We start from the raw sequence: 19577 nt of genomic DNA on the forward strand, positions 1-19577 counted from the left end.
ACCTGTTCTACACGGATTTCGTCGCCCTCACAGCCGCGTCGCGCGCAGCCGCAGCGCATTGCCGACCACGCTCACCGAGGACAGCGCCATTGCCGCTGCCGCAATGATTGGGGAGAGAAGCACGCCGAAGGCGGGATAGAGGATGCCGGCGGCGATCGGGATACCCGCTGCATTGTAGATGAAGGCGAAAAACAGGTTTTGCCGGATATTGCTCATCGTCGCCTGCGACAGTTTTCTGGCGCGGACGATGCCGGTGAGGTCGCCCTTCAGCAGCGTGACGCCGGCGCTTTCCATCGCCACGTCAGTGCCAGTGCCCATGGCGATGCCGACTTCGGCAGCCGCCAGTGCCGGTGCATCATTGACGCCGTCGCCGGCCATCGCGACGCTGCGCCCGGCCTTTTGCAGCTTCGTCACCACCGCGCTCTTCTGGTCCGGCAGCACTTCGGCTTCGACATCGGCGATGCCGAGCCTTCGCGCCACCGCCTCGGCCGTGGTGCGGTTGTCACCGGTCAGCATGATGACCTTGATGCCTTCGGCCGCGAGCGCCTTCAGCGCCTCCGGGGTCGAGGCCTTGACCGGATCGGCGATCGCGAACAGGCCGGCAAGCCGGCCATCGACCGCCATGTTGATCACGGTCGCGCCGTCGCCACGCAGGCGCTCGGCCTCGGCATCGAGCGCTTTCGTGTCGATGCCGATCGATGTCAGGTACCTGGCGTTGCCGAGCGCGATGCTCTTGCCATCGACCTTTCCGGTCGCGCCCTTTCCGGTCGGAGAATCGAACCCCTCGACCTCGCCGAGAGCGAGCTGCTTCTCCTTGCCCGCGCGCACGATCGCATCGGCGAGGGGATGCTCGCTGGCGCGCTCGACGCTGGCGGCAAGCCGAAGAATGTCATCCTCGGCAAAGCCTGATGCCGGCACGATCGCGACCACCTTGGGCTTGCCCTCGGTCAGCGTGCCTGTCTTGTCGACCACCAGCGTGTCGATCTTCTCCATTCGCTCGAGCGCTTCGGCATTCTTGATCAGAACCCCGGCCTGCGCGCCGCGGCCGACGCCGACCATGATCGACATCGGGGTCGCCAGCCCCAGCGCGCAGGGGCAGGCGATGATCAGCACGCTGACGGCGGCGACGAGCCCGAAGGCCAGGCGTGGTTCTGGCCCGAACCAGGCCCATGCAGTAAAGGCGGCGATGGCAATGGCGATCACCGTCGGCACGAACCAGCCGGCGACCTGGTCGGCCAGCCGCTGGATCGGCGCGCGCGAGCGCTGTGCGTCCGCGACCATCTGCACGATCTGCGACAACAGCGTCTCGCGCCCGACCTTGTCGGCGCGCATGATGAAGCTGCCGGACTGGTTGAGCGTGCCGGCGATGACTTTCGCGCCGGCCTCCTTGGTGACGGGCATGGATTCGCCGGTCACGAGGGATTCATCGAGCGAGGAGCGCCCCTCGAGGATCACGCCGTCAACCGGCACCTTCTCGCCGGGACGCACCCGCAGGGAATCGCCAGCGTGCAGCGTATCGATTTCGACCTCGTGCTCGTTACCGTCAGGCTCGACGCGCCGCGCGGTCTTCGGTGCAAGCTGAAGCAGCGCCTTGATCGCGCCCGATGTCGCATCGCGGGCGCGCAACTCCAGCACCTGGCCGAGCAGCACCAGTACGGTGATGACGGCGGCAGCTTCAAAATAGACGGCAACCGCGCCTTCATGACCGCGGAACGTATCGGGGAAAATCTGCGGCGTGATGGTGCCGAGCAGGCTGTAGACATACGCAACGCCCGTGCCCATCGCGATCAGCGTGAACATGTTGAGATTGCGCGTCAGCAGCGATTGCCAGCCACGGACGAAGAACGGCCAGCCGGCCCAGGCCACGACGGGTGTGGCAAACGCGAGCTGTATCCAGTTCGACAGCGTCGGGTCCATCCAGTTGTGGGGACCCGCAAGGTGTCCGCCCATCTCCAGCACAACAGGCGGCAGCGCCAGCGCGCCACCGATCCAGAACCGCCGCGTCATGTCGGCGAGCTCCGGATTGGGCCCCGTCTCCAGGCTCGCGACCTCCGGCTCCAGCGCCATGCCGCAGATCGGGCAGTTGCCGGGTCCGACCTGCCGGATCTCCGGATGCATCGGGCAGGTGTAGATCGTGCCCGCAGGCATTTCAGGCTCGGGCGCCTTGTCTTTCGTAAGGTATTTGGCGGGATCGGCGGCGAATTTGGTGCGGCAGCCGGCCGAGCAGAAATGGAAGGTCTCGCCGTGATCCTCGAAGCGATGCTTCGAGGTCGCGGGATCGACCGTCATGCCGCAGACGGGGTCGAGAACTCTCGCGGGGGCCGCGCCATGGTCATCAGCGTGATGGTGCGCGTGACCGGCATGATCGCCGTGTCCGCCGCAGCAGGACGAACCTGCAGGCTTTGCAGCAGGCGCTGCGGCCTTGGCGGAGCAGCCGCAGCCGGACTGCGTGTCCCCGTGATGATGATGCCCGTGGTCCACGTCGCTCATTCCTGCACTCCGGCCTTGTAACCTATACCCGGTAGGGGTATATAGACCCCATGCGCAAGGACATCAAGGCGTCCGTCGGAAAACGTCTCGGCCGGATCGAGGGGCAGGTTCGCGGCCTCTCGAAAATGGTCGAGGAGGATCGCTACTGCATCGACATCGTCACGCAGATCGCGGCGGTGCGCGCCGCGCTGCGCCGGGTCGAGGAAGAGGTCTTGAAGGACCACGTCGCGCACTGCGTCGAGCACGCGATTGCAAGCGGCGACAAGGCCGATCAGCGCGAGAAGATCGCGGAGCTGATGGCCGTGATCGGGCGGGCGGAGCGGTAGGGCTGGCTCTGGACGTCGTCATTGCGGCGAAGCGCTACGCTTCTCGCAATGGCGGTGGAGGGAGAGATGCCTTAAGCCGCCATATCCGGCGTCGGCCCCTGCGAGCGGCGCGTCGCGAGCTCTTTCAGCATCACAAAATGCTCGGAAAAGGCTGAGCCCACCTCAACAGCTGCTTCGCTCATCACTTGCTCAGCCGAAACTTCAGCCGGCGCTTCTTCGTCAACCGCTTCAGGAACGAGCGGCGGCGCACGGAACGTTTCTGGAAACACACCGAATGAGCCCGCTACCTCCTCGAGCGGCTTTTGCTTGTCGGCCCAGTGCAACGTTGTGTAGTCGAAGCCGTGAACGATGGTGGGTTTGACGACTTCGAAATAGGGCGAGATGTCGAAGTCGCGGGGCATATAGAGCGAGGAGTCACGGATGTGCAGGATCTCGCGGCGGGCGGCGCGGCTGCCGGCCTTGGTGATCTTCGGCAGGATCGGGTAGCGCACGGCGTCAAAGGCCTGCGCGATCAGAGCCGAGCAGATGATCTTGGTCGGATCGCCCGAGCCAAGCGCGATCATGCGCCGCCGCCAGCGCTGCGGCACCGGCAGCGGGATCAGGAAGCGCATCAAATCGATGATGTTCTTGGTGTCGTAGCCGAAGCCGATGCGGTTGATCGCATAGCGGCACACCGTGGTGCGGTCCTCATAGGACAGCCCGACCGGACGGCAGACGCGGGTGTGATAGGGGAAATATTTCGACAGCGGCGCGGAGGTGACGCCTTCGCCGATATTGGCTTCGATCAGCACATGCGGCTCGCCGTCGGGCTCGACCGCGCCCCCCACCGGACCGACATAGAGCGCAGCATGCGACCAGGTCGACTGCGTCAGATATTTGATGATGCCGGAGATGCGGTTGTTGCCTTCGACCAGCATGACGTCGCCCGGCTGGATCACGCCGCGGAGGTGCTCGGGGTCGCTCGGCGTGAACGGCTCGTAGCCCGGCACCTCTTTCGAGAGGTACGCGGCTATCACCTTGCCGACTGAATCTAGGACTGTCCCCATGAACTCCCCCGGGCCTTTCTGGCCGTCTTTTTTCCATCTGTATCATGGTCCAAACCTGTTGCAATTCGGTTCATGGCTCTGTGACTTCAAGCACGATTGATTCACCATGATGGTTGCTGCGCAACATCAGATGCGGCAAGGTTCTCAGGCCGTTCCCTTTCGTCGCAAGTCCCCGGAAACCATGACATGACAATCACGCGCCGCAGTTTCCTATCGGCGTCGGCGGTCTTTGCTGCAGCGCCGGTCCTGCGCGCAACGGCTGCGCCCTTGCCGCGCGAAGCTGACATTGTCGTGATCGGCGGGGGAGCGGCCGGCATCGCTGCAGCGCGGCGCGTCATGGCGGCCAATCGCAAGGTTGTCGTTGTGGAGGCGGCGGCGCAGATCGGTGGGCGCTGCATTACGGACAGCGCCACCTTCGACGTGCCGTTCGATCGCGGCGCGCGCTGGATGCACAATCCCGACACCAACCCGATGATCCGGCTCGCACGCAACGCCGGGCTCGATGTGTCACCTGCTCCGTCCGGCCAGAAGATGCGCATCGGGCGCCGCAACGCGCGCGCGGGGGAGACCGAAGAGTTTCTGGCGGCGCTGGTGCGCGCCAACAGGGCCATCGACGAGGCCGCGCGCGGCAAGCTCGATACGTCCTGCGCGTCGGTGCTGCCGAAAGAACTCGGTGATTGGGCGGGGGCGGCCGAGTTCGTGCTCGGTGCGAGCTTTGCGGGCAAGGATCTGAAGGAGCTGTCGGCAATCGACAAGTCTCGTGCGCAGGATCGCAATGCTCCGATCGCCTGCCGCCAGGGTCTGGGGACGCTGATCGCGAAACTCGGCGAGCAGGCGCCGACGGTGCTGTCGACGCCGGCGAATCGAATCGTCTGGAGCAATCGCGATGTCAGCGTGGAAACGCAAGCCGGCAAGATTGCCGCTCGCGCCGCCATCATCACGGTCTCGACCAACGTGCTCACATCGGGCGCGATCAAGTTCGCGCCCGACATCCCCAAGCGCACGTTGGATGCGGCCTCAAAGCTCACGCTCGGCAGCTACGATCACATCGTGCTGCAACTGCCGGGCAACCCGCTCGGGCTCTCGCGCGACGACATCCTGATCGAGCAGAGCAATTCGACGCGCACCGGACTGATGTACGCCAATATCGGGGGCTCCTCGCTGTGCTCGATCGACGTCGGCGGTTCGTTCGGCCGCGATCTCTCCGCGCAGGGCGAGAAGGCGATGGCGGCCTTCGCGAAAGAATGGATCTCGAAGCTGTTCGGCAGTGAAGCTGCCGCCCTGGTGCAGAAAACCGCCGTGACGCGCTGGAACGCCTCGTCCTATGTGATGGGCGCGATGTCGGCGGCCTCCCCCGGCGGCCAGCTGTCGCGAAAAATTTTGACCGAGCCGATCGGCAATGTGTTCCTCGCCGGCGAAGCGACGCACGAGACATTGTGGGGCACGGTCGATGGCGCCTGGGACAGCGGCGAGCGCGCAGCTGACGCCGCGCTCCGCAAGATCGGCGCGCTAAAGGACGAGCCGGCCGACGTGCCGACGCAATCGACCAAACGCCGCCGCGCGCCGCGACCGCAGCAGAATTAGCGCAACACCCTGTCCAGCACCGGTAGGCCGGTGACCACCGCGAGCGCGATCAAAGCGTAGCAGATCCTGCGGAAGATCGTTTCGCTGGCCCGGCCGAACAACGATGCGCCGAAGGCGACGCCAAGCGCATAGACCGGACCGACGATCAGCGAAAGCGCCAGCGATTCGCGCGAGATCAGGCCGGTGGTGGCATAGCTGACCATCGAGAACAGATCGGAGGCGCCGAAGAACAGCACAATGTTGGCGCGCGCGACGATCGGGGCGATGGGACGGCCGAGCCAGTAGCCGACGATCGGCGGCCCGCCGGTCTGCGCCAGTCCGCTGCAGAAGCCGGAGAGGCCGCCGATGCCGACCGACAGCCAGACGTGGTCCTTGCCGCGATAGCGCCAGCCCGACAGCAGCAGCAGAAGCAGCGCGGCGACGAAGCAGGAGATGATCCAGCGCGTGGTGACGGGCTCGAGCACGCTGAGGAAATAGGTGCCGACGGGCACGCCGACCAGCGCGCCCAGCACGATCACCGCGGTCGCCTTGCGATCGGCCTTCCGCCACGCGTCGGGCAGCAGCGGCGCGGCGGCGACGAAATCGATGACGAGGAGCAAAGCCGCCACCAGCCGCGGGGCTGCGACGCTGCTTGCGAGCGGCATGAAGATCAGCGCCGAGCCAAAGCCTGAGAAGCCGCGCGCAGTGCCCGAAACGAAAGCGATGGCGCAGAGCGCCATCGCAATGGTGAGACTGACGTCCTTCGGCAGAAAATCAGCGAGGCTCATGCCCTATGTCTCTTGAGCATGACGTTGTCCGAAAACCGCCTCACACTTTTCGGCGTCATGCTCGCAACGTGCCGCCCGTCTTTTTCGTGACCTCCGCCACGATCTTCGCGGCGACCGCCTCGATCTCCTGGTCGGTCAAGGTCTTCTCGCGCGGCTGGATCGTCACCGCGATGCCGACGGACTTCTTGCCGTCGTCGATGCCCTTGCCTTCATAGACGTCGAACACAATAACGCCGGTGATCAGCTTCTTGTCGACGCCCTGGGCGGCACGCACGATCTCGCCCGCCTTCACGCCACGATCGACGATGAAGGCGAAGTCGCGCGTAACAGGCTGGAATGCCGACAGCTCGATCAGCGGCTTAGCGCGGGTCGGCTTCTTCTTGGCCTCCGGAATGCGGTCGAGCATCACCTCGAACACGACAAGCGGGCCGTCTATGCCGAGTGCTTCCAGCGCGCGCGGGTGCATCTCGCCGAAGTATCCGAGCACGTTCTGCGGCCCGATCTGGATCGTGCCGGAACGACCCGGATGCAGCCAGGCGGGACCGCCGGCGACGATCTGCAGTGCCTGCATCGGCGCACCGGCAGCAGCCAGCACCACGAGCGCATCGGCCTTGGCATCGAACACATCGGCCTGATCAGAGCCCGACCAGTGCCGTCCCAGCCCTTCCGACGATGCAAGACCACGGCGCACGCCGCTCGCGGCCATGAACTGATCCTGCGGGCGATCGCCCCTGAAGACCTGACCGACCTCGAACAGCACGACGTCGCCATAACCGCGGTCGGCATTGGCCTGCGCGGCCGCGACGAGACCCGGCAACAGGCTCGGCCGCATATCGGAGAGGTCAGCGGCGATCGGGTTGGCGACTTCGAGCTCGCGCTGGCCGCCACCGAACAATTGCGCGGCAGATTTCGTGATGAACGACCATGTCACGGCCTCGACCATGCCGCGGCTCGCGAGCGCGCGACGCGCACGACGGGTGCGGAGCTGCAGTGGCGTCAGCACGGATTTGCGCGCGTCCTCGCCGCGCTCGAACGGCGTCATCGGCACCCTGTCGACGCCGTAGATGCGAACGACTTCCTCGACGATGTCGGCCTTGCCGTGCACGTCCGATCGCCACGACGGCACCGCGACCTTCACCACCGGGCCGGGGCCCGCCATCATGAAGCCGAGATGGGTCAGGATGCGCTTCATCTCGACCTGTGGCACCTCGATGCCGGAGAGGCGCTTCACCTCGGTCACGGGGAAATCGATGATGCGGTCATCGCCGAAGGCGTTGCCGACCACGACGTTCTCCGACGGTGTACCGCCGCACATCTCCATCACCAGCCTGGTGGCGAGCTCGAGCCCGGGCACCATGAAGGCCGGATCGACGCCGCGTTCGAAGCGGTAGCGCGCATCGGAGTTGATGCCGAGCTTGCGGCCGGTCTGGGCGATGTTGATCTCGTTCCACAGCGCCGATTCGATCAGCACGTCGGTGGTATTCTCGTCGCAGCCCGAGGCTTCGCCGCCCATGATGCCGGCCAGCGATTCGACGCCGTGCTCATCCGCGATGACGCAGATGGAGGGATCGAGATCGTAGGTGCGGCCGTCGAGCGCGAGCAGCGTCTCGCCCTCGCGGGCATGGCGCACGACGAGGTTGCCCTTCACCTTCTTGGCGTCGAACACGTGCAGCGGGCGCGCGCGGTCGTAGGTCATGAAGTTGGTGATGTCGACCAGCGCGTTGATCGGGCGCAGTCCAATAGCAGTGAGCCGCTTCTGCAGCCATTCCGGCGACGGGCCGTTCTTCACGCCGCGCACGAGGCGGAGCGCAAAACCCGGGCACAGCGCGGCGTCCTCCACCGTCACCTTCACGGGGCAGGGGAATTCGCCCTTGATCGGCTTGATGGCCGGGTCCTTGAACTTGCCCATGTCGGCGGCGGCAAGGTCGCGCGCGATGCCGTGCACGCCGGTGCAGTCCTGACGGTTCGGCGTCAGATTGATCTCGATCACGGGATCGCCGAGCGCGGCCCATTCGGCGTAACCAGCACCGATGGGTGCATCCGCCGGCAATTCCATGATGCCGTCATGGTCGTTGGAGATCTGCAGTTCCGCCGCCGAGCACAGCATGCCGCGGCTCTCGACGCCGCGGATCGTGCCGACGCCGAGCGTGATGTCCTTGCCGGGAATGTAGGTGCCGGGGGCTGAGAACACGCTGACGAGCCCGGCGCGCGCATTCGGCGCCCCGCACACGACCTGCACCGGCGCGCCACCGTCACCGGTGTCGACCATGCAGACGCGCAGCCGATCAGCATTCGGATGCTGCTCGGCCGAGATCACCTTCGCGATCGTGAAGGGCTTAAGCGCCTTCGCCTTGTCCTCGATGGTCTCGACCTCGAGCCCGATCATGGTGAGCTTGTCGGCGAGCTTGTCCAGGGGCTCGTCGGTGTCGAGATGATCCTTCAGCCAGGAGAGGGTGAATTTCATGGCTGTGTGCCTCGGCTCTTGTCGGTTGAATTGCTTTGGTCGGTGTCAGTGTTCCCTCCCCCCTTGTGGGGGAGGGTCAGGGAGGGGGGTGAGCCGCGGGCTCCGGCAGACGCGGCCTGGCGGATCGCCTCAACAACCCCCTCGAGATTCGACATCACTTGTTCGTTGGTGAAGCGCAGAACTCGAAAACCCTCGGCTGCAAAGAATGCGTCGCGCCGCTGATCTGCCTTCTGGCGCTCGTCGAAATCGTGGGTCTCCCCATCAAGTTCGATGATGAGTTTCGAGGAAAAGCAGACGAAGTCGGCGACGTAATTTCCGATTGGCGTTTGGCGACGGATGCCAAGCCCATCAATTCGATTGGCCTTCAGGTAGCGCCACAGCAGTGTTTCGGCGCGCGTCATCGTACGGCGAAGTTGCTTCGCCCGGCTGCGCTGACGTTCGCTCACAACTGCGTGCGGCATCCGTGGCTACCCCCCTCCCTGACCCTCCCCCACAAGGGGGGAGGGAACGGAGAGAGTCATCGTATGGCCGATCGCCAGCATCACGAGCTCAACCCTCCCGCGAGTGTCGGCACTTCCAGCGGCTTGAAGCCGTAATGGTTGAGCCAGCGGACGTCGCTGTCGAACAGCTGGCGCAAATCGGCGATGCCGTATTTCAGCATGGCGATGCGGTCGATGCCCATGCCCCAGGCGAAGCCCTGGTACTCGTCGGGATCGATGCCGCAGGCGCGCAGCACGTTCGGATGCACCATGCCGCAGCCGAGGATCTCCATCCAGTCTTCGCCCTCGCCAAAGCGGATTTCGTTCTTGTCGCGGCGGCACTGCAAGTCGACTTCCAGCGACGGCTCGGTGAACGGGAAGAACGAGGGACGGAAGCGCATGTTGATGTGGTCGACCTCGAAGAACGCCTTGCAGAATTCCTGCAGGATCCATTTGAGGTGGCCGAGATGCGAGTGCTTGTCGATGACGAGGCCTTCGACCTGGTGGAATTGCGGCGTGTGGGTCGCATCCGAATCGATGCGGTAGGTGCGGCCCGGGCAGATCACGCGGATCGGCGGCTTCTGGGTCAGCATCGTGCGCACCTGCACCGGCGATGTGTGGGTCCGCAGCAGCATGCGCGAGCCGTCCTGCTTCGGATGGAAGAAGAACGTGTCGTGCATCTCGCGGGCCGGATGGCCTTCCGGGAAATTCAGCTTGGTGAAGTTGTAGTCGTCGGTCTCGATGTCTGGGCCTTCGGCGACCGAGAAGCCCATGTCGGCGAAGATCGTGGTCAGCTCGTCCCAGACCTGGCTCAGCGGATGGATGCGCCCCGTCTCGGTCGCAGCATCGCGCAGCGGCAGGGTGACGTCGACGGTCTCTGAGGCGAGCCGCGCATCGAGCGCTGCCGACTTCAGCACGTCGCGCCGTGCGGCCAGCGCCTCGGCGACCTTGTCCTTGGCCTGGTTGATCGCCGCACCTTGCGTCTTGCGCTCGTCGGGCGACATCTTGCCGAGCGTGGCAAGCAGCGCCGAGATCGAGCCCTTCTTGCCGAGGGCTGCGACGCGCACCGCTTCGAGCGTGGCTTCGTCGCCGGCGGCGGCGATCTGGTCGAGGATGGATGTTTCAAGCGTTGCGAGGTCGGACACAGGCAAATCCTTGGCTCCAAATTCGGCTGGGTTGTCGCCGCCAGAAGGGCGTAACGTCAAGCAAAAAGCCGGTCATTTTGATGCCTGAGCGGCTGGGTTGAACCTCGTGCGGGGCCCGGGCACCAAGACAGGATACGAGGAGACCTTTGCGATGCCTTCGAAATGCTGTCTTGCCGCTTCTCTTGCCGCTGTGGCCATCGTCCTGTCGGTCGCCGCAACGCCTGCGCGCGCCATGGTTTGCATGGACACATCCATGACGTTGGACGAGGTCGTGGACGCTATCAGCACCCAGAAGAGCTGCCAAAGTGCAATGAAGCTGGCTCAGGATTGCCAATTGACCGCGAGTGGCGACGTCCAGCTCGGCGCCGCCGTCGAGAAGAAATGCGAGGCGGACTTCAAGCCCGGCCTCAGTGCCGCACAAACGCAGGCGTACAAAGGCGAGATGCACGCGTGCGACATCAAGTACCGGAACAAGTCCGGCACCATGTACATCTCGTTCACGGCATTCTGCCGGGCGGAGGTTGCCCAGCGTTATTCGCAACGCGCGCTGAAGGCCGCGGGCCAGTCGGCCCGCTAGCCGGGTCAGGCGGCGAGCGCAGCCTCTTAAGCGGCTAGGGCAGCCTTGGCCTTCTCGGCGATCGCCTGGAACGCCGCGGGCTCGCTGATCGCGAGATCCGACAGCACCTTGCGGTCCACGGTGATCCCGGACTTGGCCATGCCGTCGATAAATCGGCTGTAGGTCAGACCGAACGGACGAACGGCAGCATTGATGCGCTGGATCCAGAGCGCGCGGAACGTGCGCTTCTTACGCTTGCGGTCGCGGAAGGCGTATTGCTGGGCCTTCTCCACGGCCGGCTTGGCGGCGCGGATGGTGTTCTTGCGGCGGCCGTAGAAACCCTTGGCGGCCTTGTAGACTTTCTTGTGCTTGGCGTGGGCGGTCACACCGCGTTTGACGCGAGACATGACAAAAATCCTTCAGAGATGACTTCGGTTTAGGATTGCCGCGGAAGCCGCGACAGAGGTGGCAATGATCTTGGACGATCCTGGACGCGATCAGGCGTTCGGCAAGAAGTACTTCTTGACGTTGTCGCCGTCGGTCTTGAACAGCACGGCGGTGCCGCGCAGCTGACGGATCTGCTTCTTCGTCCGCTTGATCATGCCGTGACGCTTGCTGCGATGAGCGAACATCACTTTGCCGGTGGCAGTCACCTTGAAGCGCTTTTTAGCGCCCGATTTGGTCTTCAGCTTGGGCATTTGGCTCTCCTCATGGCCAACGAAATCCGCCCGCGAAGGCGGCATGGCCGTCAAAAATGCTCGTTAGAGCGTTGATTGTGCTCAGGTTTTACGAACAAGCGCGAAACCCGCACGAAACACCGCCACGGCAGCCCTTAATCAGCCGGGCGATGAAGGTCGGCCTTATGACAGAGGACGGGCCGGATGGCAACGATGAACCGCGGGAATGGCCGCGCCGACTATTGGGGGTTGCCACCCCATCGTTCACGCTGTCCCGTTCGGAGCAGGACCAAAATGGCCCATTTTTCCCAATCGATTTTGTCTGTCGTCGTCCGCCCGCGCCGTCTGGCGCTGTTCGCCGCGTTCGCTGCGGCCGCTGTTCCATCAAGTGCCGATGCCCGTATCGGCGGTTATGACGGCGTCTGGAACGTCACCTTCGCCACCACCCGCGGCGCCTGCAGCTCGGGCTACAGCGTTCCTTTCACCGTCACAGGCAACCGGGTGTCGTCCGCCGGCGGTGGCCGTGTGTCCGGTACCGTCAATCGCGGCGGGGCCGTCGCGGTTCAGGTGTCGGTCGGTGCCTCCCATGCCACCGGCGGCGGCCGTCTGGGCGGCGCGGCCGGTGCCGGTTCCTGGAAGGGCGTCATCTCCGGCGACCAATGCAGCGGCACCTGGCAGGCAACGCGAACCTGAAAACAAAACGGCCCGCCGGAGATCCGGACGGGCCGTTGAAATCTCGGCTGCGGCGAGCCGGCGTCAGCGCGGCGCCAGCACCATGACGACCTGGCGGCCTTCGAACCGGGCGTCCTGCTCGACCTTGGCGAGCTCGGCGACGTCGGTCTTGATCTTGTCCAGCAGCTTGGTGCCGATCTCCTGGTGCGCCATTTCGCGGCCGCGATAGCGCAGGGTGATCTTGACCTTGTCGCCCTCTTCGAAGAACCGCAGCATCGCGCGCATCTTCACGTCATAGTCGTGGTCGTCGATCATCGGGCGGAGCTTGATCTCCTTGATCTCGACGGTCTTTTGACGCTTGCGAGCCTCGGCGGCTTTCTTCTGGGCGGAATACTTATACTTCCCGTAGTCCATGATCTTGCAGACGGGAGGGCTGACATTTGGCGAAATCTCAACGAGATCCATGCCCGCTTCCTGGGCCATCTTGATAGCCATCATCGTCTCGACCGTGCCTCTGTTGTCACCGGTCTGATCGATCAGCTGGATTTGCGCGTTGCGAATATCATCATTGATGCGCGGCCCATCTTTGCTGGCAACGGGCGGGGCTCTATTGGGACGGCGAATGGGTGGTTCTCCAAGATCGTGAAAGGAAGTGGCTATTTTGCAGGAATATGGGTTTGCCGGCAAGCAAGTCGCTGTTGCGAGCAGCGAAAACCCTCAAATGCGAGGCATTTTGGCCACGCCTATCGGCACGGTGCACGACATAGACACCTTGCTCCCGTTCCGCAAGCGTCCCAAAGGGTCAATACCAATATAGGGTTGCTTGGCGCCCGGAGACCTCGAACCCCGCAACAAGAGTAAACGTTCCATGACCTCAGCTATTCCCGATGCCGTGCTCGACTTCATCGAAATTGGCGAGGGTCCGTCAGCGCGCAGGATCGCGGTGCGCCACCGTGCCGGCCAAGGATCTGGTCAAGGTCCCGGCCTGGTCTGGCTCGGCGGCTTCAAGTCGGACATGCAGGGCGGCAAGGCGGTGGCGCTCGACGCGTGGGCCGGAGAGCGTGGCCGTGCCGTGGTCCGGTTCGACTATTCCGGCCATGGCGAATCCAGCGGCGAGTTCGCCGATGGAACCATCGGCCGCTGGCTCGAGGATAGCGTCGCGGTGTTCGAGCGATTCTGCACCGGTCCGCAGATTCTGATCGGCTCCTCCATGGGCGGCTGGATGGCGCTGCTGCTCGCGCGCGAGATCAAGAAACGTTCAGGGAAAGCGTCGCTCGCGGGCCTGGTGCTGATCGCGCCGGCGCCCGACTTCACGGAAGAGCTGATGTGGAAGAATTTCTCGCCCGAGGTGAAGCAGGAGATCGAGACCAAGGGCTTTTGGCTGCGGCCCTCCGAATATGGTGACGGCACGCCCTATCCGATCACGCGCAAGCTGATCGAGGAGGGACGCAACCATCTCGTGCTCGGCAGCGCCATCGATCTCGGCTGTCCCGTCCGCATCCTGCAAGGCGCAAGGGATCCCGATGTGCCGTGGCAGCATGCGTTTGCGCTGACGCATCGCCTGCCGGCCGACGACGTCGTGCTCACCTTGATCCAGGATGGCGACCACCGCCTCTCCCGCCCGCAAGACATCGCACGCATTCTTGCCGCGGTGGCGGAGATCGGGTGAAGTAGGAGCGACAAGAAGCGCCGGGAGGCAAATCCAATGACCACCACCGCGATGCTGCGCGCCTTCTGCGATGCCGTCGAACAGCGCAACGGCTGTGCCTTTGCTGAGCTCTTCACCGAAGACGGCGTCTATCACGACGTGTTCTATGGCGCGTTCGCGGGCCGCGAGAAGATCGCCGCGATGGTCGACGACTGGTTCTATCGCACGGCGACCGATTTCCGCTGGGACATGCACGATCCCGTCAGCAACGGCACCACGCTCTACGCGCGCTACACGTTCAGCTACACATCAACGCTGCCGGAAGCGAACGGCGTGCGGGCGATGTTCGAGGGCGTTGCGATCATGACGCTCCGCGACGGCAAGATCGTGAATTACCACGAGGTCGCCAACACCGCGCCGGCGTTCGTCGATCTGAAATTCGCGCCCGAAAGGATCGCGAAGATCGCCGGCAAGCAAGGTGCCGAGTTGAAGGCGCGGCCGGAGATGAAGCGGCATCTGGCGTAGCTGCCTCCACGCCGTCATTCCGGGGCGCGCCACTTGGCGCGAGCTATGGTGCGCAATCGCGCACCTGAGAATCCATCGGGCCTCGAGGCCTGCTGTTGAATGGATTCCGGGCTCTCGCTTCGCGCGCCCCGGAATGACGGATAACTACGGCTGCGGCACCACTTTCGCCATCGGCTTGCGCTGTGCCAGTGCGGCGACCGTCGCGGTGCCGATCGGGCCCTGCTCGTCGTAGAGCCAGCATTCGCCGATGGCGACACCGTCGGTGGCCTGGTGGTTCACAACGTCAAACCCGATCCAGTTCGTCACCGGCAAACGATGCAGATAGATCGTCACGTCGCTGTTGATGTAGCCGAGCCCCTTGTCGCCGGCATTGGCGAACGGGCTGGCGAAGTCGGCGCCAACAGCGACATGCACGAACGGCGTCATCGGCACGCCTGCCACGAGCTCGCGCACTTCGCTCATCCACAGCCGGCGCGGACCGAGCGAACCCATATGGCCGACGATGGGGCGCGTCGTCCATTTGCCGTTCATGCCGAGCCTGGGATCGGTGGGCTTCGGAATCTCTGACGGCTTCGGCACGTCCCAGTTCGGCGGCGACCAGACATTGCCGTCAGGATTTTGCGTCTTGCGCAACAGCTGGCAGGAGGCACGCGCCATGCCGACGCCACCGGAAAAGAACTCCGCCTCCACCACGCGAATGCGCAGGCCGTCGCGCACCAGCCGCGTCTTGACCTCGATCGGCTTGTCGATGGTCGGCAGCCGAAACATGTCGACGGTGAGCCGCGCGGGCACGAACTCAGGGCCGGAATGGCGCTCCTCGATGGCAAAGCCGAGCAGGCCGATGATGACGCGTCCGTGCAGCGATTTCGGATCCCAGGGCCCGTTGGCCACTTCCGTCGGATGGAATGTCTCGCCGTCGCGCGTGAAGAAAGGCATGTTTGTTGTCATGATGTGCGACTTTGCGGGAACGCGCGGGGAAATCAAGCCTGGGAAACAGCTCGCCATTCCTCGCAGACGCTCTCGTCGCGCTCACTCGGGCGGGCAGCCCTCGCTTCTTCGAGATCATTCGGCAGCAGCAACTGCCCTAACGCCCACACCGCAGCGCCACGCACCAGCGGGCTCGCATCGTCAAGCAATCGCCGCGCCTCGTCCGCCAACGCAACCTCGCCGGAGTTGCCGATCGCGATCAGCACATTGCGCAGGAAGCGATCGCGGCCAATGCGCTTGACCGGTGACTTCGTGAACAGCGCGCGAAACGCTGCATCATCCAGCCGCGAAAGTTCAGCGAGACCAGGCGCACGCAATTCATCGCGCGCGGCGAGCTTTGCTTCCCGGCCCTCCTGCGCGAACTTGTTCCAGGGGCACGCTGCGAGGCAATCGTCGCAGCCATAGATGCGATTGCCGATGGCCTTGCGAAACTCCTGCGGGATCGGACCCTTGTTCTCGATGGTGAGGTACGAGATGCAGCGCCGCGCATCGAGCTTGTAGGGCGCGGGAAAAGCCGCGGTCGGGCAGATGTCGAGACACGCCTGGCACGAGCCGCAATGATCGATCTCGGCGTCGTCGCGCGGCAGTTCGAGCGTGGTGTAGATCGCGCCGAGAAACAGCCACGAGCCGAACTCGCGCGAGACGAGATTGGTATGCTTGCCCTGCCAGCCCAGATGCGCGGCTTGAGCCAAGGGCTTCTCCATCACCGCTGCGGTATCGACGAACACCTTCACCTCCGACGGCGCAGTCGCGACCAGCCAGCGCGCCAGCGCCTTCAGCCGCTTCTTGACGAGGTCGTGATAGTCGTCGCCCTGCGCATAGACCGAGATCGCCGCGCGCGTGCGCTGCTTCAGGATCGCGAGCGGATCGGAATCGGGGCCGTAATTGACGCCGAGCATGATCACGCTGCGCACGTCGGCCCAAAGCCCGCGCGGATCGACGCGGCGCTCGGGGCTGGCCGCGAGCCAGTCCATGTCGCCATGGCCGCCCGATGCGATGAATTCGAGAAAATGTTTTCCCGCGCTCTCGATCGTGCCGGGCGCTGTAATGCCGATACAGTCGAAGCCGAGCGCGCGCGCCTCCTGCGCCAGCGCCACCTTCAGTTCAGTCGGATCGGAGTTCAGAAATCCAGGTCCACGTAGGTCCGCGACGCCGGCACGCCGGCCAGCCATTCGCTCAGCAGCGGGCGGAACGACGGGCGGGATTTCACCCGCGCGTACCACGCCTTTGCCGCGTCGTCCTCGCTCCATGGCACGTCGCCCAGATAGTCGATCGCCGAGAGATGCGCCGCGGCGGCGAGATCCGCGTAGGTCAGACGGTCGCCGGCCAGGAAGTTGCGCGTCTGCGCCAGCCAGCCGATATAGGCCAGATGATAGCGCACGTTGGCCTTGGCGGCGCGCATCACGTCGGCGGAGGGCGCACCGCCGCCATTGTCCTCGCTCATGAAGCGCTTGTAGATGCGCTCGGTGACGAGCGGGTGCGAAACTTCCTCGAAGAACTTCTCGTTGAACCAGGCCATCAGCCGGCGGACCTCGACGCGTTCGGCGATCGTCTCCGGCATCAGGCGCTTGGGTCCCATCTCGGCGCCGTAGGCCTCGTCGATATATTCGGCGGTGATCGCCGCGCCCGGAATCGGCGGCTGTTCGTCGTCCACCAGAACTGGCGTCGTGCCGGCTGCATTGAGCAGCAGAAACGCCTCGCGCCGCTCCCAGCTGCGTTCTTCGACCAGCTTCAGTTCGAGCCCGTATTCGCCCGCGATCAGGCGGATGAAGCGCGAATGCGGGCAGAACGGATGATGAAACAGCGTAAACATGAAGCCTTTGACTATTTGATGGTGCTTAAGAATCCATCAATGTTTGTGCGGCGCCACACTAGTCCTTCAAAACCGCTCCGCAAGGGCGCGATAGCGCATTTTGCGATTGCGAGCGAGGGGCGAATAGGCGAGAAGAGCCCCGCTTTTCCAGCGGAAATGGACCGTAAATATGTCAGATGCAATACGGGCAGTGATCCTCGGCATCATCGAGGGCGTCACCGAGTTCCTTCCCGTTTCCTCGACCGGCCACCTGCTCCTTGCGGAGCGCTTCTTCGGCCTCGGCGAGGGCGCCTTCTGGGATTCGTTTACGGTCCTGATCCAGCTCGGTGCGATCCTCGCGATCGTGGGCCTCTACTTCAAGAAGCTGTGGGATGTCGCCATCGGCATGTTCACGGGCGATGCCTATGCGCGCCGCTTCGTGATCGGCGTGCTGGTGGCGTTCCTACCCGCAGTTGTCGTCGGCCTCGTCGCCGGCAAATACATCAAGAGCATGCTGTTCAATCCGTGGGTCGTCTGCTTCTCGCTGATCGTCGGCGGCGCCATCCTGCTCTGGGTCGACAGGCTCGATCTCAAGCCGCGCGAGCATGACGCCACCCGGTTTCCGCTGCTGATGTATCTCTATATCGGCATCGCGCAGTGCGTCGCGATGATCCCGGGCGTGTCGCGCTCCGGTGCCAGTATCGTGGCTGCGATGTTGCTGGGCGCGGACAAGCGGGCGGCGGCGGAATTCTCGTTCTTCCTCGCCATTCCCACCATGATCGGCGCGTTCGCCTACGACTTCTACAAGAACCGCTCCGAGATGACGATGGACCACATGAACATCGTCGCGATCGGCTTCGTGGTGTCGTTCATCACCGCGATTATCGTGGTGAAGTCGTTCCTCGAATATGTCACCCGCCACGGTTTCGTGGTGTTCGCCTGGTGGCGCGTCATCGTCGGCACCCTCGGCCTGATCGCGCTGGCGCTCGGCCATTAACCTTTGAAAAGTCGCTGACAAGCCTCAACGCAATATCAGCTTTTGACCGCTAGGCAGGTCCCTGAGCGGGGTGGTCCGCGGACGGAGCTGAACGATGACGTCAGTCAGCGGCTGGGGGCGCTTCCCGGTCGTCGAGTGCGAAGTGCTGCGGCCGCGCTCGTTCGAGGCGGTGGCCGATGCCGTCATCGCCGGTTCTGTCGCCCGGGGCAACGGCCGCGCCTATGGCGATGCCGCGATCGGCGCCGTCAGGACCATCGGCATGACCGGGTTCGACCGTATCAGGTCGTTCGATCCGGCGACGGGCCGCATCCGCGTTGAGGCCGGTGTGCTGCTCTCGGATCTCATCGACACCTTCGGCCCGCGCGGCTTCCTGCCATCAGTGGTACCGGGCACGCGCTTCGTCTCGGTCGGCGGCGCGATTGCGGCCGACGTGCATGGCAAGAACCACCACGGCGAGGGTGGCTTCGGCCGCTATGTCGACAGCATCCTGCTGCGCACCGGGGCGGGCGAGACAATCGAGGCCTCGCGCGAGCAAAATTCCGATGCTTTCTTTGCGACCGTCGGCGGCATGGGCCTCACCGGCGTGATCCTCGAAGCCACCATGCGGCTGCGCCCCGTCGAGACCGGCTGGATCCGCGAGCGGGTGATTTCAGCATCCGATCTCGACGCCGCAATGCGTGCGCTCGAGGCGAGCTACTCCGCGACCTATTCGGTGGCGTGGATCGATTGCGTGGCGCGCGGGCGCGACCTCGGCCGCTCGCTGATCTATCTCGGCGAGCACGCCCGCGCTGATGAGCTTGCCCAAGGCGCGGATCGATTCCCCGTCGGCAAAAATCCAGGCCTCGCCGTGCCCATCGACCTGCCGTCGATGACGCTGAACCGCTATAGCATCCGTGCGTTCAACGAGCTCTATTATCGCATGGGCGCACGGCGTGCCGGCAGCGACCAAATCGTCTCGCTCTATCCGTATTTCTTTCCGCTCGACAGCATTGCCGACTGGAATCGCATCTACGGACGACGCGGTTTTCTTCAGCATCAATGCGTGATCCCGGAAGCCGGCGCGCGCGCCGTGCTCGGCGATATCCTCGATCGCGTCTCGCAGCGTGGCGATGCCTCGTTCCTCGCCGTGCTCAAAAAGCTTGGCCAGGGCGACGGCCTGCTGTCGTTTCCGCAGCCCGGCTACACGCTGGCGCTGGATTTCCCGGTGAAGGGCGACATCCTGAATTTCCTCGACGAGATCGATCGGCTCGTCGTCGCCGCCGGCGGCCGGCTCTATCTCGCCAAGGATGCGCGCCAGTCGCGCGCGACCTTTGAGGCCGGCTATCCCGCGCTGGCGCGCTTCAACGCGATCCGCAAATCGCTCGATCCTGCCGGCAACATCCGCTCAAAGTTGTCACAACGCCTGTTCGATGAGGTTTAAGC

20 protein-coding genes are annotated in these 19577 nt (G+C 64.3%); 8 read left to right on the plus strand and 12 right to left on the minus strand.

Going from position 1 to position 19577, the window contains the following annotated elements:
- Positions 1 to 27: 27 nt before the first annotated feature.
- Positions 28 to 2490 (minus strand): heavy metal translocating P-type ATPase, encoded by a 2463-nt coding sequence (locus M2427_RS38795; RefSeq protein WP_280712036.1) that lies wholly within the window; start codon positions 2488 to 2490, stop codon positions 28 to 30.
- Between the two features lie 50 nt (positions 2491 to 2540).
- On the opposite strand from M2427_RS38795, the gene M2427_RS38800 reads away from it, so the two are divergent.
- Entirely contained in the window at positions 2541 to 2816 is a 276-nt protein-coding gene (locus M2427_RS38800) for a metal-sensitive transcriptional regulator (RefSeq protein ID WP_280712037.1), read from the plus strand.
- Between the two features lie 71 nt (positions 2817 to 2887).
- Here the strand turns inward: M2427_RS38800 and M2427_RS38805 are convergent, their stop codons facing one another.
- The gene (locus M2427_RS38805) at positions 2888 to 3862 is read right to left on the minus strand and encodes a YiiX/YebB-like N1pC/P60 family cysteine hydrolase (protein ID WP_280712038.1); all 975 of its coding nucleotides are present in this window, start codon (positions 3860 to 3862) and stop codon (positions 2888 to 2890) included.
- Between the two features lie 186 nt (positions 3863 to 4048).
- On the opposite strand from M2427_RS38805, the gene M2427_RS38810 reads away from it, so the two are divergent.
- Positions 4049 to 5446 (plus strand): NAD(P)/FAD-dependent oxidoreductase, encoded by a 1398-nt coding sequence (locus tag M2427_RS38810; RefSeq protein WP_280712039.1) that lies wholly within the window; start codon positions 4049 to 4051, stop codon positions 5444 to 5446.
- Here M2427_RS38810 and M2427_RS38815 read toward each other — a convergent pair.
- The 4 genes from M2427_RS38815 to pheS form a co-directional block, all read right to left on the minus strand.
- Entirely contained in the window at positions 5443 to 6213 is a 771-nt protein-coding gene (locus tag M2427_RS38815; RefSeq protein ID WP_280712040.1) for a sulfite exporter TauE/SafE family protein, read from the minus strand. The genes M2427_RS38810 and M2427_RS38815 overlap by 4 nt on opposite strands.
- Positions 6214 to 6268: 55 nt before the next feature.
- Positions 6269 to 8677 (minus strand): phenylalanine--tRNA ligase subunit beta, encoded by a 2409-nt coding sequence (pheT, locus tag M2427_RS38820; protein ID WP_280712041.1) that lies wholly within the window; start codon positions 8675 to 8677, stop codon positions 6269 to 6271.
- On the minus strand, positions 8674 to 9138 hold the full coding sequence (locus tag M2427_RS38825) for an endonuclease domain-containing protein (RefSeq protein WP_280712042.1): 465 nt from the start codon (positions 9136 to 9138) through the stop codon (positions 8674 to 8676). Before M2427_RS38825 ends, pheT begins: the two co-directional genes overlap by 4 nt.
- Positions 9139 to 9218: 80 nt before the next feature.
- A complete protein-coding gene (gene pheS, locus M2427_RS38830) occupies positions 9219 to 10301 on the minus strand; it encodes a phenylalanine--tRNA ligase subunit alpha (RefSeq protein ID WP_280712043.1) in 1083 nt (360 codons plus the stop codon).
- A 151-nt stretch (positions 10302 to 10452) separates the two neighbouring features.
- Between pheS and M2427_RS38835 the strand changes: the two genes are divergently transcribed.
- Positions 10453 to 10878 (plus strand): hypothetical protein, encoded by a 426-nt coding sequence (locus M2427_RS38835; RefSeq protein ID WP_280712044.1) that lies wholly within the window; start codon positions 10453 to 10455, stop codon positions 10876 to 10878.
- Between the two features lie 26 nt (positions 10879 to 10904).
- On the opposite strand, the gene rplT is transcribed toward M2427_RS38835, so the two are convergent.
- Positions 10905 to 11264: a 50S ribosomal protein L20 gene (rplT, locus tag M2427_RS38840; protein ID WP_027561620.1), complete on the minus strand. Its 360-nt coding sequence runs from the start codon at positions 11262 to 11264 to the stop codon at positions 10905 to 10907.
- Positions 11265 to 11354: 90 nt separating this feature from the next.
- Positions 11355 to 11555, minus strand: coding sequence for a 50S ribosomal protein L35 (rpmI, locus tag M2427_RS38845; RefSeq protein WP_007598540.1), 201 nt, complete (start codon positions 11553 to 11555; stop codon positions 11355 to 11357).
- Between the two features lie 273 nt (positions 11556 to 11828).
- On the opposite strand from rpmI, the gene M2427_RS38850 reads away from it, so the two are divergent.
- On the plus strand, positions 11829 to 12227 hold the full coding sequence (locus M2427_RS38850) for a hypothetical protein (RefSeq protein ID WP_280712045.1): 399 nt from the start codon (positions 11829 to 11831) through the stop codon (positions 12225 to 12227).
- A gap of 63 nt (positions 12228 to 12290) precedes the next feature.
- Here M2427_RS38850 and infC read toward each other — a convergent pair whose 3' ends face one another.
- Positions 12291 to 12830 carry a translation initiation factor IF-3 gene (gene infC, locus M2427_RS38855; protein WP_280712067.1) on the minus strand — a complete coding sequence of 180 codons (540 nt, stop codon included), beginning with the start codon at positions 12828 to 12830 and terminating at the stop codon, positions 12291 to 12293.
- Between the two features lie 244 nt (positions 12831 to 13074).
- Between infC and M2427_RS38860 the strand changes: the two genes are divergently transcribed.
- Together M2427_RS38860 and M2427_RS38865 are read left to right on the plus strand one after the other, a co-directional pair.
- Positions 13075 to 13875: an alpha/beta hydrolase gene (locus M2427_RS38860; protein ID WP_280712046.1), complete on the plus strand. Its 801-nt coding sequence runs from the start codon at positions 13075 to 13077 to the stop codon at positions 13873 to 13875.
- Between the two features lie 36 nt (positions 13876 to 13911).
- Entirely contained in the window at positions 13912 to 14379 is a 468-nt protein-coding gene (locus M2427_RS38865) for a nuclear transport factor 2 family protein (protein WP_280712047.1), read from the plus strand.
- A gap of 144 nt (positions 14380 to 14523) precedes the next feature.
- Here the strand turns inward: M2427_RS38865 and M2427_RS38870 are convergent, their stop codons facing one another.
- Genes M2427_RS38870 through M2427_RS38880 form a run of 3 tightly spaced genes read right to left on the minus strand, consistent with a single transcriptional unit; the run spans position 14524 to position 17179 of the window.
- The gene (locus M2427_RS38870) at positions 14524 to 15315 is read right to left on the minus strand and encodes an acyl-CoA thioesterase domain-containing protein (protein WP_280712048.1); all 792 of its coding nucleotides are present in this window, start codon (positions 15313 to 15315) and stop codon (positions 14524 to 14526) included.
- Positions 15316 to 15359: 44 nt separating this feature from the next.
- Positions 15360 to 16538, minus strand: coding sequence for a tRNA epoxyqueuosine(34) reductase QueG (gene queG, locus M2427_RS38875; RefSeq protein WP_280712049.1), 1179 nt, complete (start codon positions 16536 to 16538; stop codon positions 15360 to 15362).
- Entirely contained in the window at positions 16487 to 17179 is a 693-nt protein-coding gene (locus M2427_RS38880) for a glutathione S-transferase family protein (RefSeq protein WP_280712050.1), read from the minus strand. Before M2427_RS38880 ends, queG begins: the two co-directional genes overlap by 52 nt.
- A gap of 169 nt (positions 17180 to 17348) precedes the next feature.
- On the opposite strand from M2427_RS38880, the gene M2427_RS38885 reads away from it, so the two are divergent.
- Both M2427_RS38885 and M2427_RS38890 read left to right on the plus strand, forming a co-directional pair.
- Positions 17349 to 18155 (plus strand): undecaprenyl-diphosphate phosphatase, encoded by an 807-nt coding sequence (locus M2427_RS38885; RefSeq protein ID WP_280712051.1) that lies wholly within the window; start codon positions 17349 to 17351, stop codon positions 18153 to 18155.
- 94 nt (positions 18156 to 18249) lie between these two features.
- A complete protein-coding gene (locus tag M2427_RS38890) occupies positions 18250 to 19575 on the plus strand; it encodes an FAD-binding oxidoreductase (protein WP_280712052.1) in 1326 nt (441 codons plus the stop codon).
- Positions 19576 to 19577 lie beyond the last annotated feature (2 nt).

It is taken from the genome of Bradyrhizobium sp. BR13661, assembly GCF_029892425.1.
Classification (GTDB): Bacteria; Pseudomonadota; Alphaproteobacteria; order Rhizobiales; family Xanthobacteraceae; genus Bradyrhizobium.

Excerpts from the sequence above, each read along its gene's own strand:
- M2427_RS38795 (WP_280712036.1), bottom strand. The coding sequence starts at position 2,490 with ATGAGCGACGTGGACCACGGGCATCATCATCACGGGGACACGCAGTCC.
- M2427_RS38800 (WP_280712037.1), top strand. The coding sequence starts at position 2,541 with ATGCGCAAGGACATCAAGGCGTCCGTCGGAAAACGTCTCGGCCGGATC.
- M2427_RS38805 (WP_280712038.1), bottom strand. The coding sequence starts at position 3,862 with ATGGGGACAGTCCTAGATTCAGTCGGCAAGGTGATAGCCGCGTACCTC.
- M2427_RS38810 (WP_280712039.1), top strand. The coding sequence starts at position 4,049 with ATGACAATCACGCGCCGCAGTTTCCTATCGGCGTCGGCGGTCTTTGCT.
- M2427_RS38815 (WP_280712040.1), bottom strand. The coding sequence starts at position 6,213 with ATGAGCCTCGCTGATTTTCTGCCGAAGGACGTCAGTCTCACCATTGCG.
- pheT (WP_280712041.1), bottom strand. The coding sequence starts at position 8,677 with ATGAAATTCACCCTCTCCTGGCTGAAGGATCATCTCGACACCGACGAG.
- M2427_RS38825 (WP_280712042.1), bottom strand. The coding sequence starts at position 9,138 with ATGCCGCACGCAGTTGTGAGCGAACGTCAGCGCAGCCGGGCGAAGCAA.
- M2427_RS38835 (WP_280712044.1), top strand. The coding sequence starts at position 10,453 with ATGCCTTCGAAATGCTGTCTTGCCGCTTCTCTTGCCGCTGTGGCCATC.
- rplT (WP_027561620.1), bottom strand. The coding sequence starts at position 11,264 with ATGTCTCGCGTCAAACGCGGTGTGACCGCCCACGCCAAGCACAAGAAA.
- rpmI (WP_007598540.1), bottom strand. The coding sequence starts at position 11,555 with ATGCCCAAGCTGAAGACCAAATCGGGCGCTAAAAAGCGCTTCAAGGTG.
- M2427_RS38850 (WP_280712045.1), top strand. The coding sequence starts at position 11,829 with ATGGCCCATTTTTCCCAATCGATTTTGTCTGTCGTCGTCCGCCCGCGC.
- M2427_RS38860 (WP_280712046.1), top strand. The coding sequence starts at position 13,075 with ATGACCTCAGCTATTCCCGATGCCGTGCTCGACTTCATCGAAATTGGC.
- M2427_RS38865 (WP_280712047.1), top strand. The coding sequence starts at position 13,912 with ATGACCACCACCGCGATGCTGCGCGCCTTCTGCGATGCCGTCGAACAG.
- M2427_RS38870 (WP_280712048.1), bottom strand. The coding sequence starts at position 15,315 with ATGCCTTTCTTCACGCGCGACGGCGAGACATTCCATCCGACGGAAGTG.
- queG (WP_280712049.1), bottom strand. The coding sequence starts at position 16,538 with ATGGCTGGCCGGCGTGCCGGCGTCGCGGACCTACGTGGACCTGGATTT.
- M2427_RS38880 (WP_280712050.1), bottom strand. The coding sequence starts at position 17,179 with ATGTTTACGCTGTTTCATCATCCGTTCTGCCCGCATTCGCGCTTCATC.
- M2427_RS38885 (WP_280712051.1), top strand. The coding sequence starts at position 17,349 with ATGTCAGATGCAATACGGGCAGTGATCCTCGGCATCATCGAGGGCGTC.
- M2427_RS38890 (WP_280712052.1), top strand. The coding sequence starts at position 18,250 with ATGACGTCAGTCAGCGGCTGGGGGCGCTTCCCGGTCGTCGAGTGCGAA.